18 protein-coding genes are annotated in these 22,976 nt (G+C 73.3%); 4 read left to right on the forward strand and 14 right to left on the reverse strand.

The annotated features are described in order from the left end of the window. Window positions 1-19: 19 nt before the first annotated feature. Window positions 20-2,902, forward strand: a complete 2,883-nt coding sequence (locus tag ACIQJT_RS24070; RefSeq protein WP_402646607.1) for an SCO5717 family growth-regulating ATPase — start codon at window positions 20-22, stop codon at window positions 2,900-2,902. Between the two features lie 58 nt (window positions 2,903-2,960). On the opposite strand, the gene ACIQJT_RS24075 is transcribed toward ACIQJT_RS24070, so the two are convergent. From ACIQJT_RS24075 to rimP, 9 genes are all read right to left on the reverse strand, one after another. Beyond that, entirely contained in the window at window positions 2,961-3,911 is a 951-nt protein-coding gene (locus ACIQJT_RS24075; protein WP_365463228.1) for a bifunctional riboflavin kinase/FAD synthetase, read from the reverse strand. A 145-nt stretch (window positions 3,912-4,056) separates the two neighbouring features. Beyond that, on the reverse strand, window positions 4,057-7,623 hold the full coding sequence (locus tag ACIQJT_RS24080; RefSeq protein WP_402646610.1) for a trypsin-like peptidase domain-containing protein: 3,567 nt from the start codon (window positions 7,621-7,623) through the stop codon (window positions 4,057-4,059). Window positions 7,624-7,880: 257 nt separating this feature from the next. Continuing rightward, window positions 7,881-8,786: a tRNA pseudouridine(55) synthase TruB gene (truB, locus tag ACIQJT_RS24085; RefSeq protein WP_402646612.1), complete on the reverse strand. Its 906-nt coding sequence runs from the start codon at window positions 8,784-8,786 to the stop codon at window positions 7,881-7,883. After that, on the reverse strand, window positions 8,783-9,235 hold the full coding sequence (rbfA, locus tag ACIQJT_RS24090; RefSeq protein WP_053851583.1) for a 30S ribosome-binding factor RbfA: 453 nt from the start codon (window positions 9,233-9,235) through the stop codon (window positions 8,783-8,785). Before rbfA ends, truB begins: the two co-directional genes overlap by 4 nt. 32 nt (window positions 9,236-9,267) lie before the next feature. Then, window positions 9,268-9,561 carry a DUF503 domain-containing protein gene (locus ACIQJT_RS24095; RefSeq protein WP_031052658.1) on the reverse strand — a complete coding sequence of 98 codons (294 nt, stop codon included), beginning with the start codon at window positions 9,559-9,561 and terminating at the stop codon, window positions 9,268-9,270. A 136-nt stretch (window positions 9,562-9,697) separates the two neighbouring features. Continuing rightward, window positions 9,698-12,823, reverse strand: a complete 3,126-nt coding sequence (gene infB / locus ACIQJT_RS24100) for a translation initiation factor IF-2 (RefSeq protein WP_365463237.1) — start codon at window positions 12,821-12,823, stop codon at window positions 9,698-9,700. Between the two features lie 163 nt (window positions 12,824-12,986). Further along, window positions 12,987-13,268 carry a YlxR family protein gene (locus ACIQJT_RS24105; protein WP_365463240.1) on the reverse strand — a complete coding sequence of 94 codons (282 nt, stop codon included), beginning with the start codon at window positions 13,266-13,268 and terminating at the stop codon, window positions 12,987-12,989. A 90-nt stretch (window positions 13,269-13,358) separates the two neighbouring features. Continuing rightward, window positions 13,359-14,357 carry a transcription termination factor NusA gene (gene nusA / locus ACIQJT_RS24110; protein WP_402646618.1) on the reverse strand — a complete coding sequence of 333 codons (999 nt, stop codon included), beginning with the start codon at window positions 14,355-14,357 and terminating at the stop codon, window positions 13,359-13,361. A 2-nt stretch (window positions 14,358-14,359) separates the two neighbouring features. Continuing rightward, entirely contained in the window at window positions 14,360-14,857 is a 498-nt protein-coding gene (gene rimP, locus ACIQJT_RS24115; RefSeq protein WP_053848424.1) for a ribosome maturation factor RimP, read from the reverse strand. 175 nt (window positions 14,858-15,032) lie between these two features. Here rimP and ACIQJT_RS24120 point away from each other — a divergent pair, with 175 nt between their 5' ends. The 3 genes from ACIQJT_RS24120 to ACIQJT_RS24130 are packed head-to-tail and all read left to right on the forward strand — an operon-like array spanning window position 15,033 to window position 16,951. Beyond that, window positions 15,033-15,563, forward strand: a complete 531-nt coding sequence (locus ACIQJT_RS24120) for a hypothetical protein (protein ID WP_402646621.1) — start codon at window positions 15,033-15,035, stop codon at window positions 15,561-15,563. Continuing rightward, entirely contained in the window at window positions 15,560-16,033 is a 474-nt protein-coding gene (locus ACIQJT_RS24125; RefSeq protein ID WP_402646623.1) for a ferritin-like domain-containing protein, read from the forward strand. The genes ACIQJT_RS24120 and ACIQJT_RS24125 overlap by 4 nt, the downstream gene beginning before the upstream one ends. A 27-nt stretch (window positions 16,034-16,060) precedes the next feature. After that, entirely contained in the window at window positions 16,061-16,951 is an 891-nt protein-coding gene (locus ACIQJT_RS24130) for an aminoglycoside phosphotransferase family protein (protein WP_402646625.1), read from the forward strand. Between the two features lie 43 nt (window positions 16,952-16,994). Here ACIQJT_RS24130 and ACIQJT_RS24135 read toward each other — a convergent pair whose 3' ends face one another. The 5 genes from ACIQJT_RS24135 to ACIQJT_RS24155 form a co-directional block, all read right to left on the reverse strand. Then, window positions 16,995-18,698: a proline--tRNA ligase gene (locus ACIQJT_RS24135; RefSeq protein WP_402646627.1), complete on the reverse strand. Its 1,704-nt coding sequence runs from the start codon at window positions 18,696-18,698 to the stop codon at window positions 16,995-16,997. Between the two features lie 76 nt (window positions 18,699-18,774). After that, entirely contained in the window at window positions 18,775-19,305 is a 531-nt protein-coding gene (locus ACIQJT_RS24140; protein ID WP_402646629.1) for a GNAT family N-acetyltransferase, read from the reverse strand. Between the two features lie 25 nt (window positions 19,306-19,330). Further along, window positions 19,331-20,179 (reverse strand): GNAT family N-acetyltransferase, encoded by an 849-nt coding sequence (locus tag ACIQJT_RS24145; RefSeq protein ID WP_365463258.1) that lies wholly within the window; start codon window positions 20,177-20,179, stop codon window positions 19,331-19,333. Window positions 20,180-20,349: 170 nt separating this feature from the next. Continuing rightward, window positions 20,350-21,507, reverse strand: a complete 1,158-nt coding sequence (gene ispG, locus ACIQJT_RS24150) for a flavodoxin-dependent (E)-4-hydroxy-3-methylbut-2-enyl-diphosphate synthase (protein ID WP_053851029.1) — start codon at window positions 21,505-21,507, stop codon at window positions 20,350-20,352. A gap of 170 nt (window positions 21,508-21,677) precedes the next feature. Further along, the gene (locus tag ACIQJT_RS24155; protein WP_365463335.1) at window positions 21,678-22,970 is read right to left on the reverse strand and encodes a site-2 protease family protein; all 1,293 of its coding nucleotides are present in this window, start codon (window positions 22,968-22,970) and stop codon (window positions 21,678-21,680) included. Between the last annotated feature and the right edge of the window lie 6 nt (window positions 22,971-22,976).

Raw genomic sequence — 22,976 nt, forward strand, 5'->3', positions numbered from 1 at the left:
CGACCAACCAGGAGGAATTGTGCAGAGCGATCGGGACGGGCTGCGCGCGGGCTGGACCACGCCCAGCGACGACCAGTCCGACGCGGAGTCCGCCACCGAGATGACGGGCGAGTTCACCATCGACTATGCCGCCCCTGCCTGGTACACGCAGAGCGCGGCGCCCGAGGCGGAGGCGGCGCCTCCCGCGCCGGCCCCTGCCCCCACCACGCCTGCACAGCACCCCGGTTATCCCGATCCGTCCGGTTCCGCACCGTCGGCTCCCGCTCCCGGCCCGCAGTTCGACCCGTCCGCGGGCGCGGCCGGCGCGACGCCGCCTCCGCCGCCGTGGGCCGGCACCCCGGCGGCCCCGCAGCCCCCGGCTCCCCCTGCCCCGCAGGGTGGTTACGGCTATCCCCAGCCTCCCGCGCCCCCGAACCCGCAGGGCGGCTACGGCTACCCGCAGCCCCCCGCGCCGCCGGCACCCGCCCCGCCCGTGGCCCCGGCGACGCCCGCCTCGGCGGCGCCCGCCCCGCCGGTGGCCCCCGCGCCTCCCACGGCGCCGACGGCACCCGCTCCCCCGGTCGCGCCCGAACCTCCCGCCGCCCCGGTGGCACCCGCTCCCCCGGGACCGCCCGCCGCCCAGGGCAGCACCGACACCGCCGCGCCTGCGACCGGCGAGGACGCGCAGGGCGGTGGCGACACCCCGTCCGCCGCCCCGGCGACGAGCGCCCCGCAGCCCCCCGCCGCCCCGTCGGCGGACGCATCCACCGCGCCCGAGCCCTCGCCCTCCGGCGAGGCCCCGCAGGCGTCCCCCGAGTCGGGCGACACCGCACCGGCCGCGCCCGCCCCGAGCGAAGCAACCTCCGGCTCCGACGACGAGGGCGCCGACACCCCGCAGGCCCCGGCCGGCGCCGAGACCGCGGAACCGGAAGCCCCGGCCGGCGCCTCCGCGGACGACGCCGAGACCGGCGCCGAGCCGCGGGCCGCAGCACCGGACGCCCCGGCCGCGCAGAGCTCCGCTCCGGAGCAGCCCGAGGCCGCGCAGCCGCCCGTACCGGAGCAGTCCGACGCACAGCAGGACGGCTGGCGGCCCCCGCCGGCGCCGCAGGGTGCCGTCCCGCCGCTCCCGCCGCAGTTCGCGTCGGCGGAGTCCGGCACGGCCCCGCCGTCGGCCCCGGAGTGGAACACGGGCGGTCAGCCGCAGCCGCCCGCCGCGCAGCCCGGCACCCCGCCGCAGGCACCCCAGCCGGCGGCGGCCGCGGCACCGCCCCAGGCACCCCAGCCCGCGCCCGGCGGCTGGCCGGCCAACCCGCCGCAGCCCGACGGCCCTGCGCCGCAGGGCGGTTACGGCTTCCCGCAGCCCCCCGCGCCCCAGAACCCGCAGGGCGGTTACGGCTTCCCGCAGCCCCCGGCCCCGCAGCCCGGCCAGAGCGGCTACGGCTATCCCCAGCCGCCGGCCGCCCCCCACCCGCAGGCGGGGTACGGCTTCCCCCAGACACCCCAAGCACCACAGGCCCCCCAGCCACCGCACGCCCCGCACGCCCCCCAGCCCGCCCCGGGCGGGTACGGCTACCCGCAGCAGCAGGCCCCCGGCCGGCCCATGCCCCCGGCCCAGCCCGGCCAGCAGCCGCAGCAACCGCCCCAGCCCCAGCCCAACCCCTACGCGGGCGCCCCCGGCCAACCCGCCGTGGACCCGCGCACCGGTGCCGCCTGGCCCGCCGCCGTCCAGCACGACCAGCGGCAGCAGGTCTCCGGCGCGGGTGCGCCGCTCGGCTACAACGCCGCGGTGGAGCTGACCTCGGACCGGCTCGTCAACAGCAAGAAGCAGAAGGCCAAGAGCAGCCGCCCCACTCCGGGCGGGTCGAAGTTCAAGCTCGGCGGCAGGAAGGAGGAGCAGGAGAGGCAGCGCAAGCTCGACCTCATCCGCACCCCGGTGCTGTCCTGCTACCGGATCGCGGTGATCAGCCTCAAGGGCGGCGTGGGCAAGACGACCACGACGACCGCGCTGGGCTCCACCCTCGCCACCGAGCGGCAGGACAAGATCCTCGCCATCGACGCCAACCCGGACGCCGGCACGCTCGGCCGCCGGGTGCGGCGCGAGACCGGCGCGACCATCCGTGACCTGGTCCAGGCGATCCCGTACCTCAACTCGTACATGGACATCCGCCGGTTCACCTCGCAGGCGGCCTCGGGGCTCGAGATCATCGCGAACGACGTCGACCCGGCCGTGTCCACGACGTTCAACGACGAGGACTACCGGCGTGCGATCGACGTGCTGGGCCGCCAGTACCCGATCATCCTCACGGACTCGGGCACGGGTCTGCTCTACAGCGCCATGCGCGGGGTCCTGGACCTCGCCGACCAGCTCATCATCATCTCGACGCCGTCGGTGGACGGCGCGAGCAGCGCCAGCACCACCCTCGACTGGCTGTCGGCGCACGGGTACGCGTCCCTGGTGTCGCGGTCCATCACCGTCATCTCGGGGGTCCGCGAGACCGGCAAGATGATCAAGGTCGAGGACATCGTCACCCACTTCGAGCAGCGCTGCCGCGGAGTTGTCGTCGTCCCGTTCGACGAGCACCTGGCGGCCGGTGCCGAGGTGGACCTCGACATGATGCGGCCGAAGGTCCGGGAGGCGTACTTCGACCTCGCCGCGATGGTGGCCGAGGACTTCGTGCGCGCCCAGCAGGAACAGGGTCTGTGGACCGGGCAGGCCGGGCACCAGCCGCCGACCATGGCTCCCCCGATGCCGGGCCAGCCGCAGGCCCAGGCCCAGCCCCCGGCCGCACAGCCGCCGTTCCAAGGCTTCCCCGGCGCCCAGCCCGGCCAGCCGTGGCAGCAGCCCGGCCAGCCCGGTCAGCCGCAGCCCGGCTTCCCGCAGCCGCCGTACGACCCGAACGCGGGCCGGCCGCCGCAGCAGTAGCCCAGAGAGAAGGGGGCCGGCACCTTGAAGGTGCCGGCCCCCTTCTCTCTGCCCTCGGTCAGAAGCCCCCGCCCGCGATCAGCTCCCGGCACCGCTGCACATCGGCGGCCATCGCCTCCAGCAGCGCGTCCAGCGAGTCGAACTTCTGCTGCCCGCGCACGTAGGCGAGGAAGTCCACCGCGACGTGCAGCCCGTACAGGTCGAGGCCGACGCGGTCGATGGCGTACGCCTCCACCGTGCGCTCGGTGCCGTCGAACTGCGGGTTGGTGCCGACCGAGATCGCGGCCGGCATCGCCTCGCCCTGCGCGTGCAGCCAGCCGGCGTAGACGCCGTCGGCGGGGATGGCGGTGTGCGGGAGCGTCTCGACGTTGGCGGTCGGGAAGCCGAGTTCACGGCCGCGCTGCGCGCCGCGCACGACCACGCCCTCGACCCGGTGCGGGCGGCCCAGGATCTCCCCGGCGCCCTCCACGTCGCCCTCGGCGACCAGGCGCCGGGTGAGCGTGGAGGAGAAGGGCTCGCCGCCGCCGGCCGCGCCGGTCACGTACAGGTCGACGACCTCGACCTCGAAGTCGTACGTCTTGCCCTGCTCGGTGAGGAAGTCGACGTTGCCCGCGGCCTTGTGGCCGAAGCGGAAGTTGGGGCCCTCGACGACCGCTTTGGCGTGCAGCTTGTCGACGAGGACCTTGACGACGAACTCGGCGGGCGAGAGCTTCGAGAACTCGGTGGTGAAGGGGAGGATCAGCAGTGCGTCCACGCCCAGTTCGGCCATGAGCTCGGCGCGGCGGTGGTGCGGGGCGAGCAGCGGCGGGTGGCTGCCGGGGCGGACGACCTCGCTGGGGTGCGGGTCGAAGGTGACGACCACGGAGGGGACGCCCAGCTCGCGCGCCCGGTCCACGGCATGCCGGATGATGAGCTGGTGCCCGCGGTGGACCCCGTCGTAGGAACCGATGGTGACGACGCTGCGCCCCCAGTCCTCGGGGATGTCCTCCAAGCCACGCCAGCGCTGCACTGTGACCGCTCCTCGTCGAACCCGTGTCCGGATGAATCTCTAGACCTGCGCAGGTCTAAGGGTGCCATGCCGCGTGCCCGTCGCCCGCATCGGCATGGGGGCTGTGACCCGACGCACGCGGGCCCGGAGCTTCCGTTTCACCGGCTCAGGCCGGAATCCGTACCCCCGCGAGGTTCTCGATCATCCGCCGGGTGCCGGGGCCGACCACCGCCGCCCATTCCTGCGGGCTCTCGGCGAGCCAGCCCGCCACCAGCGCGGCGAACCCGGGGACGTGCCGGCCGAGGTCCACGAGGCCGCGGTCGAAGCGGGCCGCGCCGTCCGGGGTGCCGACGAGGAGGAGGCCGATGCGGTGGACGAGGTCCCGCATGCCGGCGTCCGCGCGGGCGGCGGCCGCGGGCAGCAGGGCGACCAGGACCGCGGGCTCCCGTTCGTGGTCCATGAGGAGGTCGAGGAGTTCCTGCCGCAGTGGGGCGGAGGCCGGGGCGCCGGGCCCGGCGAGCACGGCCGCCAGCGCGGCCCGTACCCCTTCCGGGCCGCCGTCGAGGAGCCCGGTCACCAGCGGGAGCAGTACGGCCCGGGCGGCGGGCCCCTGGTCGAGGCGTCGGTCGACGTACGCGGCCACGTCCCCGGCCGTCTCCGGGCGCCGCTCCACGATCTCCCGCACCAGCGCGGCCACCCGGCGGGCCAGGGCGGGCGTGGTGACGTCGGCGAGCGTGCGCAGCGCCGCCCCGGCGCCCGGCCTGCGCAGCCGCTCCCGGAAGGCGTCCAGGACCGCGTCGGGGTCGGTGGCGAGCGCGGGGACCAGCGCGTCCGGCGGGAACTGCGGGTCGCCGGCCGCGAAGTGCGCGAGCGCCTGCGGGAGATGACGGGCACGCGTGCGGGGATCGCGGACCAGCAGGGCGAGCGCGCCGCCGTGCAGGGCGCCGTCCTCGGGGCGAGCGAGCAGGGCGAGGGCCGTGTAGCGCAGGAGTTCGCGGTCGGCGTCGGTGCGCACGTGCGGGGCGGCGCGCAGTCCGTAGGCCGCCGCGGCCACCCTTCTCGCGGGCCGCTCGTCGTGCGCCCACCGGTCCACGGCCCGGCACACCGCCGACGGCTCCTCCTCGGCCAGCACGGCGAGCAGTTCGTCGGCCCGCCGGTGCGCACAGCCGACGAGCACCTCGGCGAGGTCGTCCAGGGCCCGGCTCCGGTGCGTGTGCAGCAGCGCCTGCGCGGCCTTCGCCACGGTGGCGTGCGGGGTCGCCGGCAGCGGCCGCTCGTCGTCGAACCACCGGGTGAGGTGCGGCTGTACGGCGGTGGGGTCGGCGGCGAGCAGCTCCGCCACCGCGTCCAGGAACCGGGGGCCGGGTTCGTTCGGCGGCCCGTCGGCGAGGACGAGTCGGCGGAGCAGCTCGATGCGGGTGCCCGGCGGGAGCCTGAGGGCGGTCCAGAAGGCGGGCCCGAACACGGGCGGGACCGGCTCGTCCTGGCGGCGCCGGGCCACGAGACGGTCGGCGAGCTGCCCCAGGACATCGGTGTACGGGGTCGCGTCGGGCACCCGCAGCAGGGTCTCGGCGCACAGCCGGGCCGCCCACCAGGAGTGCGGGTCGGTGTCGAGGGCGTGCAGCAATTCCTCCAGCCGGTACGCCAGTCGGGGTGTGCCGTGCTGGCGGGCGACGAGGAGCAGGGCCTGCACGACGGGCCCGATGCGGTGGTGCGGTACGGGCAGGGGGTGTTCCGGGCCGGTGCGGCGGCGGTGGACGAGCGCGCGGAGGGCCTCGTCCAGGTCCAGGTGCATGCCCTGGATCCAGTCGGCGAGTTCCTCGTGGGCGAAGCGGTAGCCGGTGCCGGCGGGCACGAGGAGGCCCTCCGTGAGGACGGCGGAGGCCCAGCCGCTGCCGCCGAGCCGCTTCGGGGCCGGCCCCCAGGGGAACAGCGCCTCGAAGGTGGCCCGGTCCAGTTCGCCCTGGCCGGGGCCGAGGCTGCGGCGGGCGGCCTCGTGGACCTGGCCGGACACCTTCGCGGCGAGTCGGCGGACGGCGGTGCCGCGCAGGCCGCTCGGGGTGGCCAGCCGTACCGCGACGCGCAGGCACATGAGGTCGAGGTGGGCCTCGAAGACCTGGTCGCGGTCCACGGTGGCGTGGGGCGCGTGCGGAAGGGCGGCGCGGACCTCGGAGAGGAGGCGGAGGGTGAGGGGATGCCGGGCGTCGGCGTCGGCGAGCGTGCCCTCGGGGAGGGCGTGGCGGGCCCGGGCGCGGCGGGCCTCGTCGTCGGTGAGGTCGCCGAGCCGTACGCAGGGCGGAACGTGCCCCTGCGGGCCGCCGTGCAGCAGCTCGGCCGGGAAGGCGGCCCCCTCCCAGTACTCGGCCCGGCACGCCACCACCAGTCGCGCCCCCGTCTTCCGCAGCCACTCCGCCGTGCCCTCGGTCCACTCGGCGAGGCGGTGCGCCAGGACCGGGGGCATCTCCTCGGGGCCGTCGAGGAGCAGGAACAGGGGACGGCCGGCGGCACCGGACAGCCGGGCCAGTTGCTCGGGTTCGGTGTCGCCCGGCTCGGCCGGGTCGGTGCCCGCGGAGGCCGCCACGATCCGGGCCGCCCGGGTGAGCGCGCGCCGGGCCGCGTCGGCCACCGAGGTGTCGGTGTCCTCCAGGTCGGCGCCGCGCAGCCAGAGTGTGGGGGCCGGGGCGGGGCCGCGGTGACGGCGGGCGGCGAGGACCGCCAGCTGTGTCGTACGGCCGCTGCCGGGCGGTCCGACGAGGGCGAGGACGGGGGCCCGGCCCTCGGTGAACGCGGTGAACTCCCGGGTGATCGCGGCTCGTTCGACCGGTTCCGTCGGATCGTCGGGGCCCACGTGGCCGGCGAGCGCGCCCGGCGGCCCGTCCTGGCCCACCGAGGTGGCCGTCAGCTCCAGCACACCGGCGAGGTTGAGGTCGGGTCCGTACGCCGGGACCGTCGCGGCGTTCTCCGCGAGGACGTCGGCGAGGGGTCCGGGGCGCACGGGGCGGAGCGGGACCGCGTAGGCGCTGTCGCGGTGGCCGCTGCGCAGGGCGGTGCCGAGGACGGCTACCACCGCGCCGGTGCCGGCGTCGAGCACGGGTCCGCCGGCCGCCCCGCCGCCCAGCCGCAGCGCGTCCCGTCCGGCGGTGCCGATCGCCAACTCCAGGGCGCCGTCGAGGAGATGGCGGCGATCGGTGGCCGTGTAGGTGACGGCGGCGGGGCCGAGCACGCGGGCCTCGCGCCAGCAGCCGGCGGGAAGCCGCACATAGGCGCCGGTCTCGACGGTGTCGCGCACGGAGACGGGCAGCGGGTCCACGCCGAGCCCCTCGGTCCGCACGAGCGCCAGATCCAGCTCGGGCAGCGACGTCACGGCGTCGGCGGCGACCACGCAGCTGCGGTCCCCGGCGTGCAGCACGAGCCGGGGCAGTCCGTCGACGGTCTCGTGACTGGTGACGACGGTACCGTGGTGGTCGGCGGCGAAGCCGGTCCCCCTCAGCCGCCCCGCCAGGTCCTGGATCCGCACGAGTCGCGCGTCCTGCCCGGGCGCGGACGAGATCTGCTCCCGGCGCGCGGGCTCGGAACGGTCCTCGCGCCGCCCCCACTTGTGCCTCTCGCACCTCTGTCGTGACGGCCCGTCGTCGGTGGCCGCCCGGTCGCCCCACCGGGCCCGCCGGCCGCTCTCGCGCCCCTCCGGGCCGGGCGGCACGGCTCCACCGTTGGAGTCACCCCTTGCCGCCATGGCCGAACCTCCCCGCCGTACGCACGTTCCTGTTCTCGACGTTAGGCGGGCGGTGATCAGCGGGACAGATCTCGTGGTGAACGCGCCCCCTTCCACTCCCCCGCTTCACTCCGAGCGCCTGCCCGCGCGGGTGAATGGAAGGGGGACGGCGGATACACCCTAGGGGTGGGGGAACCGAGGGGGGACCGTGGAGCGGCGGCACAACCCCGTGATCGCCGCTCCACGGGCGGACCGCCCCGGTGCCCCCACGCCCGGCGTCAGCCGAAGACGGCCAGGCTCTTCGCCTTGCCCTTCTGCTCCTCGACCAGCGCGAGGAACCGGCCCTCGGGGTCGAAGACGGCGACCGTGCCGGCGCCCGCGTACTCCTCGGGCATCTCCAGCCGTACGCCGTTGAGGAGCAGCCTGGCCCGGCGGCCGTCGACGTCCCAGCGCCGGAAGGCGGCCGCCGCGGCCTCGGCGATCGGCATCACCGTCAGCTCCTGCTGGAGCTGGTCGAGGGTCCTGGCCGCGTCCAGCTTGTACGGGCCCACGCGGGTGCGCCGCAGAGCCGTCAGATGGCCGCCCACGCCCAGGTCGGCGCCCAGGTCCCGGGCCAGCGCCCGGATGTAGGTGCCGGACGAGCAGACCACGGAGACCACCAGGTCCAGGACCGGGGTCCCGTCCTCGGCGACCGCGTCCCGGACGTCGTACACCGCGAAGGACGAGATGGTGACGGGCCGCGCGGGGATCTCGAACTCCTCGCCCTCCCGCGCCCGCTTGTAGGAGCGCACCCCGTCGATCTTGATGGCGCTGACCTTGGACGGCACCTGCATGATGTCGCCGCTCAGCTTGGCGATCCCGGCGTCGACGGCGTCGCGGGTGACCTTCGAGGCGTCGACCGACCCCGTGATCTCGCCCTCGGCGTCGTCGGTCAGGGTCGTCTGGCCGAGCCGGATGGTGCCCAGGTACTCCTTCTCGGTCAGCGCGAGGTGCCCGAGCAGCTTGGTCGCCCTCTCGACTCCGAGGACCAGCACGCCCGTCGCCATGGGGTCGAGGGTGCCGGCGTGTCCGACGCGGCGGGTCTTCGCGATCCCGCGCATCTTGGCGACCACGTCGTGCGAAGTGAAGCCCGACGGCTTGTCGACGATGACAAGGCCGTCGGGCGTCCGGTTCTTCTGGGTCATCCGGTGGTGTCGTCCGTCTCGTCCTCGTCGCCCGGCTTGCGGTACGGGTCGGCGTCACCGGCGTAGGCGGCACCGGCCGAGACCTCGCGCACCTTCTCGTCGGACTGCCGGGCCTTGTCGAGCAGGTCGTCGATGGTCTTGGCGGTGTCGGGCAGCGCGTCCGCGACGAAGGTCAGCGTCGGCGTGAACTTCACGCCGGCCGCCGCCCCGACCGCGGAGCGGAGCACGCCCTTGGCGCTCTCCAGCCCGGCTGCCGCGGCCGCCCGCTCCTCTTCCCCGCCGTACACCGTGTAGAAGACGGTCGCCTCCCGCAGGTCCCCCGTCACGCGGGTGTCCGTGATGGTGACGTGCGATCCGAGCCGCGGGTCCTTGATCCCGCGCAGCAGCTTCTGGGCCACCACCTCTCGGATGAGGTCCGCCAGCCTCTTGGCGCGCGCGTTGTCGGCCACTGGTCCGTCTCCTTAAGTACTTACTTCTTGCTTCAGTCTTCGTCGCTGTGGAGCCTGCGTCGAACCGAGAGCAGTTCCACCTCGGGCCGCGCGGCGACCAGCCGCTCACAGCGGTCCAGTACGTCGGTGAGGTGTCCCGTGTCCCCGGACACCACCGCGAGCCCGATCTCGGCCCTGCGGTGGAGGTTCTGGTTGCCCGTCTCCGCCGCGCTCACCGCGTACTTGCGCTGGAGCTCGGCCACGATCGGACGGACGAGAGAGCGTTTCTCCTTCAGCGAGTGCACGTCACCGAGGAGCAGGTCGAAGGACAGAGTCCCCACATACATGTGTGTCCGGATGTCCCGCCGGTTCGGGGTACGGGCGCCACGCTTCGACGCCGATACGGGAACCGTACACGCAACGGCCGGGGCCGATCGACGGATATTACGTCCGCCGACCGGCCCCGATCGCGTGCTGTGCAGGTCAGCCGCGCGGCTTCTCGCGCATCTCGTACGTCGCGATGACGTCGTCGACCTTGATGTCGTTGAAGTTTCCGAGGTTGATACCGCCCTCGAAGCCTTCGCGGATCTCGGTGACGTCGTCCTTGAAGCGACGCAGACCCTCGATGTTGAGGTTCTCCGCGACCACCTTGCCGTCGCGGATGAGGCGCGCCTTGGTGTTGCGCTTGACCTCGCCGGAGCGGATGAGGACACCCGCGATGTTGCCCAGCTTGGACGACTTGAAGACCTCGCGGATCTCCGCCGTACCGAGCTCGACCTCTTCGTACTCCGGCTTGAGCATGCCCTTGAGGGCCGCCTCGATCTCCTCGATCGCCTGGTAGATGACCGAGTAGTACCGGACGTCCACGCCCTCGCGCTCGGCCATCTGCTGCGCACGCCCGGCGGCGCGCACGTTGAAGCCGATCACGATGGCGTCGGAGCCCATCGCCAGGTCGATGTCCGACTCCGTGACCGCACCGACGCCGCGGTGCAGGACGCGGATGTCGACCTCTTCGCCGACGTCCAGCTGGAGCAGGGAGGACTCGAGCGCCTCGACGGAACCAGAAGCGTCACCCTTGATGATGAGGTTGAGCTGCTGGACCTCGCCGGCCTTGAGCACCTTGTCCAGGTCCTCGAGGGAGACGCGGCGCGTGCGCTTGGCGAAGGCCGCGTTGCGCTCGCGGGCGGCACGCTTCTCGGCGATCTGACGGGCCGTACGGTCCTCGTCGACCACCAGGAAGTTGTCGCCGGCGCCCGGGACGTTGGTCAGACCCAGCACCTGGACCGGCGTGGACGGACCCGCCTCGGCGACGTTGTTGCCGTTGTCGTCGAGCATGGCGCGGACGCGGCCGTAGGCGTCGCCCACGACCATCGTGTCGCCGACCCGCAGGGTGCCTCGCTGGACGAGGACCGTCGCCACGGCACCGCGGCCGCGGTCGAGACGGGACTCGATGGAGATGCCCTGCGCGTCCTGGTTCGGGTTGGCCCGCAGGTCGAGCGAGGCGTCCGCGGTCAGGACGACCGCTTCCAGCAGGGAGTCGATGTGCAGACCCTGCTTGGCGGAGATGTCGACGAACATGGTGTCGCCGCCGTACTCCTCGGCCACCAGGCCGTACTCGGTCAGCTGACCGCGCACCTTGGTCGGGTCGGCGCCCTCGACGTCGATCTTGTTGACCGCGACGACGATCGGGACGTCGGCCGCCTTGGCGTGGTTGAGCGCCTCGACCGTCTGCGGCATGACGCCGTCGTTGGCCGCGACGACCAGGATCGCGATGTCCGTCGACCGGGCACCACGGGCACGCATGGCGGTGAACGCCTCGTGACCCGGGGTGTCGATGAAGGTGATCGCGCGGTCCTCGTCGTTGACCTGGGTGGAGACCTGGTAGGCACCGATGTGCTGGGTGATGCCGCCGGCCTCGCCCGCGATGACGTTCGTCTTGCGGATGGCGTCGAGGAGCCGGGTCTTACCGTGGTCGACGTGACCCATGACGGTCACGACCGGCGGACGGACGACCAGGTCCTCGTCGTCGCCCTCGTCCTCGCCGAACTCGATGTCGAAGGACTCGAGCAGCTCGCGGTCCTCCTCCTCGGGGCTGACGATCTGAACCTCGTAGTTCATCTCGCCCGCGAGGAGCTGCAGCGTCTCGTCGGAGACGGACTGCGTGGCCGTGACCATCTCGCCGAGGTTCAGCATGACCGCGACGAGCGACGCCGGGTTGGCGTTGATCTTCTCCGCGAAGTCGGTGAGGGAGGCACCGCGCGACAGGCGAATGGTCTCGCCGTTGCCGCGAGGCAGCATCACGCCGCCGACCGACGGGGCCTGCATGGCCTCGTACTCCTGGCGCCTCTGCCGCTTCGACTTGCGACCGCGACGCGCGGGACCGCCGGGACGGCCGAAGGCGCCCTGCGTGCCACCACGACCGCCCGGACCACCGGGACGACCGCCGAAGCCGGGACGACCGCCGCCGCCACCGGGACCACCCGGACGGCCGGCGAAGCCGCCGCCACCGCCACCGGGACCACCGGGACGGCCGGCGAAGCCGCCGCCACCGGGACCGGCCGGACGACCGGCGAAGCCGCCACCCGGACGACCGCCGCCGCCACCGGGACGACCGCCGCCACCGGGACCGCGGCCGCCGGGGCCGCCGCCGGGACGCGGGCCGGCAGCCGGACGCTGCGGCATCATGCCGGGGTTGGGACGCGGGCCGCCGGGGCCGCCACCGGGACGGGGACCGCCCTGCGGACGGGGCATGCCGCCCGGGGTGGGACGGGCGCCGCCCGGAGCCTGCGGACGGGGACCGCCCGCCGCGCCCTGGGGACGGGGACCGCCCTGGCCCTGGCCCTGCGGACGCGGGGCGCCGCCGGGAGCGCCACCGGGGCCACCAGGGCCGCCGGGACGCGGGGCACCGCCCGGACGGGGCGCCTGCGGGCGCGCCATGCCGGTGGAGCCACCAGAGGTGAACGGGTTGTTGCCCGGACGGGGACCGGCCGGACGAGCACCGGGGCGTGCGCCCTGGCCGCCCGGACGCGGGGCGCCGGGACGGTCGCCGCGGTCACCGCGGCCCTGGCCGCCACCCTGGCCGGGACCGCCGGCCGGACGCGGAGCACCCGGACGCGGGGCCTGGCCGGCCGGACGCGGAGCACCCGGACGCGGGCCGGAGCCCTGTCCCTGGCCCTGCGGGGCCGGGGCGGCGGGAGCCGACGGCGGTGCCGTGAACTCGGGCGTGGTCGGAGCCGGGGACGCCGGCGCGGGGCGCGGCGCGGGCTTCGGGCCCGGAGTGGGACGGGGGCCGGGAGCGGCCGGGGCGGCGGGAGCCGCGGGCCTCTCGGCGGCGGCCGGCTTGGGGGCCGGCGGGCGCGGGGCGGCCGGACGGGCAGCCTGCGCGGGAGAGGGGGCCGCCGGACGTGCCGGGGCGGCCTTGCGTGCGGGGGCGGGCTTGCCGCCTCCGTTGCCCTGCTGGAGGGCGTCCGTCAGCTTACGGACGACGGGCGCTTCGATGGTAGAAGACGCCGAACGGACGAATTCACCGAGTTCCTGGAGCTTGGCCATGACGACCTTGCTCTCCACACCGAACTCCTTGGCGAGTTCGTATACCCGGACCTTAGCCACTTCGCTCCTTTTAGGTCCGGGTTGCGTCCGGACCGTCGCTACTTCATGGGCGTACTCATCGCGTGCTCATCGAGTGCTCATCGCAATCTCGACCTACTTCCAACTCGCGGGGTACCTGGGCCGCACGGGGGCTCCGCGCGACGCTTCTTACGGTGTTGCCTGCTCAGCAACTGTCTGTCTGCTCGACGTACTGGCGCAACGCCTTTGTGTCGAGCGCTCCCGGGGCGCGCAACGCCCGCGTGAACGCCCGGCGGCGTACCGCCTGGTCGAGACAGACCAGGGCGGGGTGGATGTACGCACCCCGGCCGGGCAGCGTACCGCGAAGATCAGGGACGCATGCGTCCTCGATCGCCACGATGCGCAGCAGATCGGTCTTGGCCGCTCGCTGCCTGCATCCCACACAGGTGCGTTCAGGGCATGCGCGGTCGGGCGTCCGGCCAGACACTCTTAAGTCTACCTCCCCGTACCGACCTCACCCCTTGGGGGCAGGGATCGAACGGTTGTTGTCGTGATCTAAGCCACCGACGGCTTGGATCTATTCCCCGGTGCCGTCGGCGGTCTGCTCGGTGTCCGGACGGATGTCGATGCGCCAGCCGGTGAGACGGGCGGCGAGCCGGGCGTTCTGCCCCTCCTTGCCGATGGCGAGGGACAGCTGGTAGTCGGGGACGGTCACCCGCGCGGAGCGGGCCGCCATGTCCACGACCTCGACCTTGGAGACCCGGGCCGGTGAGAGGGCGTTCGCCACCATCTCGGCCGGGTCGTCCGACCAGTCGACGATGTCGATCTTCTCACCGTTCAGCTCGCCCATGACATTGCGCACACGGCCGCCCATGGGGCCGATGCAGGCGCCCTTGGCGTTCAGGCCCGAACGGGTGGACCGTACGGCGATCTTGGTGCGGTGGCCGGCCTCGCGGGCGATCGCGGCGATCTCGACGGAGCCGTCGGCGATCTCCGGCACCTCCAGGGCGAAGAGCTTCTTCACCAGATTGGGGTGCGTGCGGGAGAGGGTGACGGACGGACCGCGCACGCCCCTCGCCACCCGTACGACGTACGACCGCAGCCGCATGCCGTGCGGGTAGGTCTCACCCGGGACCTGCTCCTGCACCGGCAGGATGGCCTCCAGCTTGCCGATGTCCACCAGCACGTTCTTCGGGTCGCGGCCCTGCTGGACCACGCCCATGACGATGTCGCCCTCGCGCCCCGCGTACTCGCCGAGCGTCGCGTCGTCCTCGGCGTCGCGCAGCCGCTGCAGGATGACCTGCTTGGCGGTGGTGGCGGCGATACGGCCGAAGTCGGACGGGGTGTCGTCGAACTCCCGGGGCTCCTGGCCCTCTTCGAGGTCCTCGGGGGCCTCCTTCGCCCACACGACCACGTGTCCGGAGTCCCGGTCGAGCTTCACGCGCGCGTGGCGGTGGCTTCCCTCGGTGCGGTGGTAGGCGATGAGGAGGGCCGACTCGATCGCCTCGACCAACAGGTCGAAGGAGATCTCCTTCTCCCGTACCAAGCCCCGCAGGGCACTCATGTCGATGTCCACGGCTACGCCTCCTCTTCGTTCTTGTCCTTGCGGCTGAACTCGACCTGCACGCGCGCCTTGTCGAAGTCGGAGAAGGCGAGCCTGCGGGCGGTGGCCTTGCGGCCCTTCACACCGGGCACTTCCAGGTCGAGGCCCTCGTCGTCGACCTTCAGGATCCTGGCGACCAGTTCCCCGCCCTCGGTGAGCTGGAACTTCACCAGCCGGTCCACGGCACGCTCGAAGTGCCGGTGCTCCTTGAGGAGGCGCTCCGCGCCCGGGGTGCCGACCTCGAGGGTGTACTCCCCGGCGCCCATCGCGTCGGTCTCGTCGAGCTTCGCCGAGAGCGCGCGGCTCACATCGGCGATCTGGTCCAGGTCGGCACCCGTGTCCGAGTCGACGACGACGCGCAGCACCCGCTTCCGTCCTACGGAGTCCACTGCGATCTCTTCGAGATCCAGGCCCTGGGAGGTGACGAGCGGTTCCAGGAGCTCTCGCAGCCTCTCGCTCTGGGTGGTGCTCATCCGGGTGACTCCTCGGCCGCGTGTGCTGTTGTGGGTAGGTCGCGTGTCTGGTCAAAGGGTATCCGGTCGCGGAGGGTGTTGCTTCCAGGTGACCGCGGATGCGCGGGTACCGTGATCGCCGGCGGGCCCGACCTCCCGCCCGTGTGTTCGTACGAGCTTCCTGAGGACGTCTGCCGTGCCGTACCCGCCTCCGTCGCGCGTCCCCGCGGGGCCGCGGAGAAGATCCCTGCTCGCCTCGTTCGCCGGGGGCGCCCTCCTCGTGGGGTGCTCCGACGGGTCCGGAAGCGGCGAGGAGGGCACCTCCGGCAGCCCCTCCGTCGCCCAGCGGGTCCGCGCGCAGGCGGCCCGGGACAGCCGCGGGCTCGTCGGGCGGTACGACGCCGTCCTGGCCGCCCATCCCACGCTCGCGCAGCGGGTGGGGCCGTTGCGGGCGGAGGCGCTGCGGCATGCGGAGGCGTTCGGGGAGCGGGTCTCCCCGGCCTCCCCCGGCGCGTCGCGCAGCGCCTCGCCCGCGCCCTCGCCGTCGGTGGCCGTGCCGGTGACCGAGAAGGACGCCCTCGCCCAGCTCGCCGCCGCCGAGCGCGAGCTCGCCGACCGGCGGGCCGAGACCCTGCTGGACGTGCCGGGCGAGCTGGCCCGGCTGCTGGCCTCGGTGGCGGCGGCCGGCGCGGCGCACGCCTATCTGCTGACGGAGCGTGCCCGATGAGCGAGAAGCAGGAGCTGGAGGCCCTCCAGAAGGCGCTGGCCGCCGAGCACGCCGCCGTCTACGGCTACGGCGTCGTCGGCGGCCGGATCGGCGAGGAGCGGCGCACGGAGGCCAGGGCCGCCTACGACGCCCACCGGGCCCGCCGGGACGCCCTGGCGCGCGCGGTGCGGGACCTGGGCGGCACGCCGGTGGCCGCGGCGGCGGCGTACGCGCTGCCCTTCCCGGTGCCGGACTCGGCCGCGGCGGTACGGCTCGCCGCCGCTCTGGAGGACCGGGTGGCCGGGGTGTACTCCGACGTGGTGCGGGCAACCGCAGGCGGGCGGCGGAGCACGGCCGCCGGGGCGCTGCGGGAGGCCGCGGTGCGGGCCGTGCGCTGGCGCGGCGAGAGCGTAGCCTTCCCAGGGCTCGCCGAGCGGACGGCCACGGCGGCGTCCTCGTCCCCGGCCTCCTCGGCGAACCCCTCGGCGTAACGCGGTACAGAAGGGAACGACTCGCGCATGGCTTTCGAACCACCTCAGCGGCTGGTGCGGGCGCTCGGCGAGAGCCTGCCGGACGCCGACGACTGGGTGGACCGGCTGCCCGGCGCCGCCGAACAGGCCGTCGCGGCGCGCGAGTTGACCGTCGAGCGGGTCCAGGTGCCCGGTGGCCGCAGCAGCCTGGTCGTGCTCGTGCGGCGCCCCGACGGAACGCCTGCCGTGCTCAAACTGGCCCCGCCCCGGGCCCGTCCGGAGAGCGAGCGGGCGGCTCTCGCGCACTGGGACGGGCGGGGGGCCGTACAGCTCGTGGAGCCCTTCGTCGCCGAGGGGGTGCTGCTCCTCGAACGGCTGCATCCCGATGTGTCCGTGCGGTCGCTGCCGGAGGCGAAGGCGTTGCTGGAGGCCGCCGGGACCCTGCGGCGGCTGTGGGTGGAGCCGCCCGGCGAGCATGTGTTCGAGACCGTGGCCGAGCGGACCGCACGGCAGGCGGCCGCCATGCGGGGCGCTTCCGCCGAGGTGTCGGGCCTGGTGAGCGCGGCTCTCGACGCCCGGGAGTCGTTGCTGGCCGCGCCGCCGGAGGAGCGGTTGCTGCACGGCACGTTCCGGCAGAGCAAGGTGCTGGCGGGCACCCGGTCCCCCTGGCTGGCCGTGGGGCCCGACCCCGTGGTCGGCGAGTGCGCGTTCGATCTCGCCCGGCTGGTGCGGGACCGGGTGGAGGACCTGATCGCCTCGCCCTCGGGAGCGGCCACGACCCGCCGGCGGATCAAGCGGCTCGCGGAGTCCCTGGAGGTCGACCAGGAGCGCCTGCGGGGGTGGACGCTGTTCCGGGCCGTGGAGTCGGGGGTGCGGGCGCTGCGGGTGGGGCGGCCCCGGGACGCCGAGCTGCTCCTGGAGTTCGCCGGGTGGCTGTGAGGCGGCGCCGGGTACGCCGCCCCACCCCTGTACCGGTTTCCCCCTAGGCGGTCAGGCGGGCGATCGCCTCGTCGACCGTCAGCTCCTCGCGCTCACCGGTACGGCGGTCCTTGAGCTCCAGGACCCCCTCGCCGGAACGGCGGCCCGCGACCAGGATCTTCGGTACGCCGATGAGCTCGGAGTCCGTGAACTTCACGCCCGGGGAGACACCGGCCCGGTCGTCGACGAGGACCCGCAGGCCCGCCTCGCGCAGCTTCTCCGAGACGTCGAGGGCGAGTTCGATCTGGAGGGCCTTGCCGGCGGCGACGACGTGCACATCGGCCGGGGCGACCTCGGCGGGCCAGCACAGGCCCTTGTCGTCGGCGGTCTGCTCGGCGAGGGCGGCGACCGCGCGGGAGACGCCGATGCCGTAGGAGCCCATGGTCACGCGGACCGGCTTGCCGTTCTGGCCGAGGACGTCGAGCTTCAGGGCGTCGGCGTACTTGCGGCCGAGCTGGAAGATGTGGCCGATCTCGATGGCGCGGTCCAGCTTGAGGCCGGTGCCGCACTTCGGGCACGGGTCGCCCTCCTGGACGACCACGACGTCGACGTACTCGTCGACCTCGAAGTCACGGCCGGCGACGACGTTCTTCGCGTGCGTGTGCTCCTTGTTGGCGCCGGTGATCCAGGCGGTGCCGGGGGCCACGCGCGGGTCGGCGATGTACTTCAGCTTCTCCTGACGGCCCTGGGGGCCGACGTAGCCGCGGACGAGGTCGGGGCGGCCGGTGAAGTCCTCCGCCGTCACCAGCTCCACCGCGGCCGGCGCGAAGTGCGCCTCGACCTTGTCCAGGTCGACCTCGCGGTCGCCGGGGACGCCGACGGCCACGATCTCGCCGTCGACCTTCACGAGGAGGTTCTTGAGGGTGGCGGAGGCCTCGACGCCGAGCTGAGCGGCGAGGGTCTCGATGGTGGGGGTGTCCGGGGTGGGGATCTCCTCGAGGGCGGGCACGGCGGAGCCGTCCACCGGCTTCAACTCGTAGGTGATCGCCTCGGTGTTGGCCGCGAAGTCGCAGTTCGGGCAGTCGGCGAAGGTGTCCTCGCCGGCCTCGGCGGGGGCGAGGAACTCCTCCGACTTGGAGCCGCCCATGGCACCGGCGGTGGCGGCGCAGATGCGGTAGTCGAGGCCGAGCCGCTCGAAGACCTTCTGGTAGGCCTGGCGGTGCAGGGCGTAGGACCGGGCCAGGCCCTCGTCCTCGGTGTCGAAGGAGTACGAGTCCTTCATCAGGAACTCGCGGCCGCGCAGGATGCCGGCCCGCGGGCGGGCCTCGTCACGGTACTTGTGCTGGATCTGGTAGAGGATCACCGGCAGGTCCTTGTAGGAGGACGCCTGGTCCTTCACCAGCAGGGTGAAGATCTCCTCGTGGGTCGGGCCGAGGAGGTAGTCGCCGCCCTTGCGGTCCTGGAGCCGGAACAGCTCGGCGCCGTACTCATCCCAGCGGCCCGTCGCCTCGTAGGGCTCGCGCGGCAGCAGGGCGGGGAGCAGCACCTCCTGGGCGCCGATCGCGTCCATCTCCTCGCGGACGATCCGCTCGACGTTGGCCAGCACCTTCTTGCCGAGCGGCAGCCAGGACCAGATGCCGGCGGCGGTGCGGCGGACGTACCCGGCGCGCACGAGCAGCTTGTGGCTGAGGACCTCGGCGTCCGCCGGGTCGTCGCGCAGCGTCTTCGCCATCAACTGGGACATGCGCTGGACCGGTGCGTTGGCCATGATTCTCGTACTCCTGCCGGGAAAGGGTGATGGCAAGGAGGTTAGCCGGGCGCGCGGTGGGGGCGGAAATCCGGTGTCAGCGGCGCCGCAGCGGCAGCGGGGCGCCCATCACGGCGTACGGCTTCGGGGCGCTCGGGAAGAGGACCTGGCGGGCGAGGTCCTGGTAGCCGAGGGAGTGGTACAGGCCGCGGGCCGGGCTGTCGGTGTCGATCGCGGAGAGGATCGAACGGGGCTGGGAGGCGCCGTCGGTGATCGTGGTGATCAGGGACCGGCCGATGCCGCGGTTCTGGTGGTGCGGGTGCACGTGCAGCTCGGTGATCACGAAGGAGTCGTCGAGCCAGATGTCGTTGTGCTGGGCCCGGAGGTAGGGCTCGACGACGGTGGACCACCAGTGGGTGCGGTCGTTGGGCATGCCGTACACGAAGCCCACGAGGGTGCCGCCGACCGTCGCGCCGAGGGCTCGCGCGCCGGGGTAGGTCATGTGGCGCAGGACGATCTGGCGGCGGACCGCCACCTCGTCGGCGCCGAGGCCGAAGGCGATGGCCTGGACCGCGAGGGCCTCGTCCACGTGGGCGGACAGGTCCAGGGGGCCGATGACGAGGTCCATGCGGGGAGCGTACAGGCAGCTGCGCTCAGAAGAGGACGCTCATGAAGGCGCCCACCTCGCGGAAGCCGACCCGGGCGTACGTCCTTCTCGCCGCCGTGTTGAAGTCGTTGACGTACAGGCTGACCACCGGGGCCACGTCCGCGAGGGCGTAGCGCAGCACCGCGGCCATGCCCGGGGCCGCCACTCCCCTGCCCCGGTACTCGGGCGCCACCCAGACGCCCTGGATCTGGCAGGCGCGGTCCGTCGCGGCGCCGATCTCCGCCTTGAAGACGACCTTGCCGTCCTCGTCGATGCGGGCGAAGGACCGTCCGGAGCCGACGAGTTCGGCGACACGGGCCTGGTAGAGGAGGCCGCCGTCCCCGGCCAGCGGGGAGACCCCCACCTCCTCCGTGAACATCGCCACGCACGCCGGCATGATCGTCTCCATCTCGTCCTTGCGGACGCGGCGGACGTACGGGTCCGGGGCGACGTCGCCGGGCATGCGGTCGGTGACCATGAGGGGCTGGTGGGCGCGGACGTCCCGGGCCGGGCCCCAGCTCGGTTCCAGCAGGCGCCAGAGCTGGGCGGTGGGTTCGGCGGGGCCGACGATGGAGGAGCAGCGGCGGCCGGCCCTCCTCGCCCTGTCGGCGAAGGCCCGGACGGCCCGCGGGGTGGCGCAGATCGGGACGAGGTTGGCGCCGGCGTAGCAGAGGGACGTGAGCATGCCGTCCTCGTACCAGCCCCACATCTCGCCGCCGAGCCGCCAGGGGTCGAGGCCGGCGACCTGCACCCTCGACGTCACGAAGGCGTTCGCGACCGGATCGCGGTCGAGGACGGCGAGCGCGGCGTCCAGGTCGCTCGGTTCGAGGACCCGGGAGGTCGTCTGGGTCAACACGGGCGGGGCCTCACACTGGGGTCTGCTGATCTCCGCACTGTACCTGCGGAAGCTGAGCCGTGCCGACCTGTGTTCGGGTGCTGGTCGATTGCCGGGTGCCGTGCGTTTCGGTGGACGTCCCTGGGGGCTGCGCCCCCGGACCCCGCCTCGGTGCGCCGGGACGACCGCCGTCAGCCCGCCACGGACACCGACGGCTCGCCCGACTCCACGCCCGCGTCCTGCATCTGCTCGGCCAGCTTCATGGCCTCCTCGATGAGGGTCTCCACGATCTTGGACTCGGGGACGGTCTTGATGACCTCGCCCTTGACGAAGATCTGGCCCTTGCCGTTCCCGGACGCGACGCCGAGGTCGGCCTCGCGGGCCTCGCCCGGGCCGTTCACGACACAGCCCATGACGGCGACGCGGAGGGGGACCTCCATGCCGGTCAGGCCCGCGGTGACCTCCTCGGCCAGCTTGTAGACGTCGACCTGGGCGCGGCCGCAGGACGGGCAGGAGACGATCTCCAGGCCGCGCTGCTTGAGGTTCAGGGACTCCAGGATCTGGTTGCCGACCTTGACCTCCTCGACCGGCGGGGCCGAGAGGGAGACGCGGATGGTGTCACCGATGCCCTGGGACAGGAGGGCGCCGAAGGCCACCGCGCTCTTGATCGTGCCCTGGAACGCCGGGCCCGCCTCCGTCACACCGAGGTGCAGCGGGTAGTCGCACTGCGCGGCGAGCTGCTTGTAGGCCTCGATCATGACGACCGGGTCGTTGTGCTTGACGGAGATCTTGATGTCCCGGAAGTCGTGCTCCTCGAAGAGGGAGGCTTCCCACAGAGCGCTCTCCACCAGGGCCTCGGGGGTCGCCTTGCCGTACTTCTGGAGCAGGCGACGGTCGAGGGAGCCCGCGTTCACACCGATGCGGATCGGGGTGCCGTGGTCGCGCGCGGCCTTGGCGATCTCCTTGACCTTGTCGTCGAACTGCTTGATGTTGCCGGGGTTGACGCGGACCGCGGCGCAGCCGGCCTCGATGGCGGCGAAGACGTACTTGGGCTGGAAGTGGATGTCGGCGATGACCGGGATCTGCGACTTGCGGGCGATCGTCGCGAGGGCGTCGGCGTCGTCCTGCGTGGGACAGGCCACGCGCACGATCTGGCAGCCCGAGGCGGTGAGCTCGGCGATCTGCTGGAGGGTGGCGCCGATGTCGGACGTACGCGTCGTGGTCATCGACTGCACGGAGACGGGGGCGTCGCCGCCGACCGCCACAGACCCGACCTGGATCTGCCGGCTCTTGCGGCGCTCGGCAACCCTGGTCGGAACGGACGGCATGCCGAGAGAAATCGCAGTCATCTGCTGTGCAACCCCAAGTCGTGGATCAAGGTCCAGGTCCCGTCAGCGGCGGGCTCCAGGCTTCGAGATTACGGCACCGACCGGTCCACGAGCACATCGCGGCCGCCAAACCCACTCAATGGAGAACGGCCCGGCACGCACTGCGCCGGGCCGCCTCGAACGCCATATGGCTAGGAGATTCTCACCGGGTTAACGACGTCGGCGATCAGAACGAGGATCGTGAAGCAGATGAAGATCCCCGCCACCACATAAGCCACCGGCATCAGCTTCGCCACGTCGAACGGGCCCGGGTCCGGGCGCCTGAGGACCTTGGCCAGGTTGCGGCGCAGGGACTCCCACAGGGCGCCGGCGATGTGGCCGCCGTCCAGGGGGAGCAGCGGGAGCATGTTGAACAGGAACAGGGAGAGGTTGAAGCCCGCCACCAGCATCAGCGCCATGGCGAGTTGCTGGGTGGGCGGGATGTCCAGGGTGAAGATCTCGCCTCCGACCCTCGCCGCGCCGACCACGCCCATCGGGGAGTCCGGCTCGCGCGGGGCGTCGCCGAAGGCCGCGTTCCACAGGGCGGGGATCTTGCCGGGGAGGGCGGCGAGGGAGTCGACGGCCTCGGCGACGCGGTCGCCCATCCACACCACGGAGTCGCCGAAGTCCTGCTTGACGATGCCGGTGGCGGCGCTGAAGCCGAGGAAGCCGGCGGTGACGTACTCGCCCTGGACGTACTGGCCGCTGGAGTCCTTCTTGGCGACCTGGTTGCTGGCGATCTTCGCCGTGAGGGTGACGTCCTTGCCGTCGCGCTCGACGACGATCGGGACCGTCTTGTCGGGGTTGGCGCGGATGAGGTCGGAGAGCTTGTTCCAGTCGTCGGTGCGCACGCCGTCGAACGCGACGATCTTGTCGCCCGCCTTGAGGCCGGCGGCGGCGGCCGGGGAGGCGGGGTCGGATGCCTTGCAGGTCTCGCGGTTCTGGCTCTGGGCGATGACGCACTTGGAGACCGAGCTGACCGTGTTGGTCTGCTGGGAGATGCCGAAGCCCATGAGGACGGTGAGGAACAGGGCGACCGCGAGGATGAGGTTCGCGAAGGGGCCCGCGAACATCACGATGACGCGTTTCCAGGGCTTGCGGGTGTAGAAGAGGCGCTTCTCGTCGCCGGGCTGGAGTTCCTCGAAGGCGGCCGAGCGGGCGTCCTCGATCATGCCGCGCCAGGGCGAGGTGGAGCGGGCGCTGATACGGCCGTCGTCGCCGGGCGGGAACATGCCGATCATGCGGATGTAGCCGCCGAAGGGGACGGCCTTGATGCCGTACTCCGTCTCGCCCTTCTTCCGCGACCAGACGGTCGGGCCGAAGCCGACCATGTACTGCGGCACGCGGATGCCGAAGAGCTTGGCGAAGGACAGGTGCCCCAGCTCGTGCCACGCGATCGACACCAGGAGGCCGAAGGCGAAGAGCACTATGCCGAGGATGAACATCAGGGT

The sequence above is a fragment of the Streptomyces sp. NPDC091972 genome (assembly GCF_044756385.1).
Taxonomy (GTDB): Bacteria; Actinomycetota; Actinomycetes; order Streptomycetales; family Streptomycetaceae; genus Streptomyces.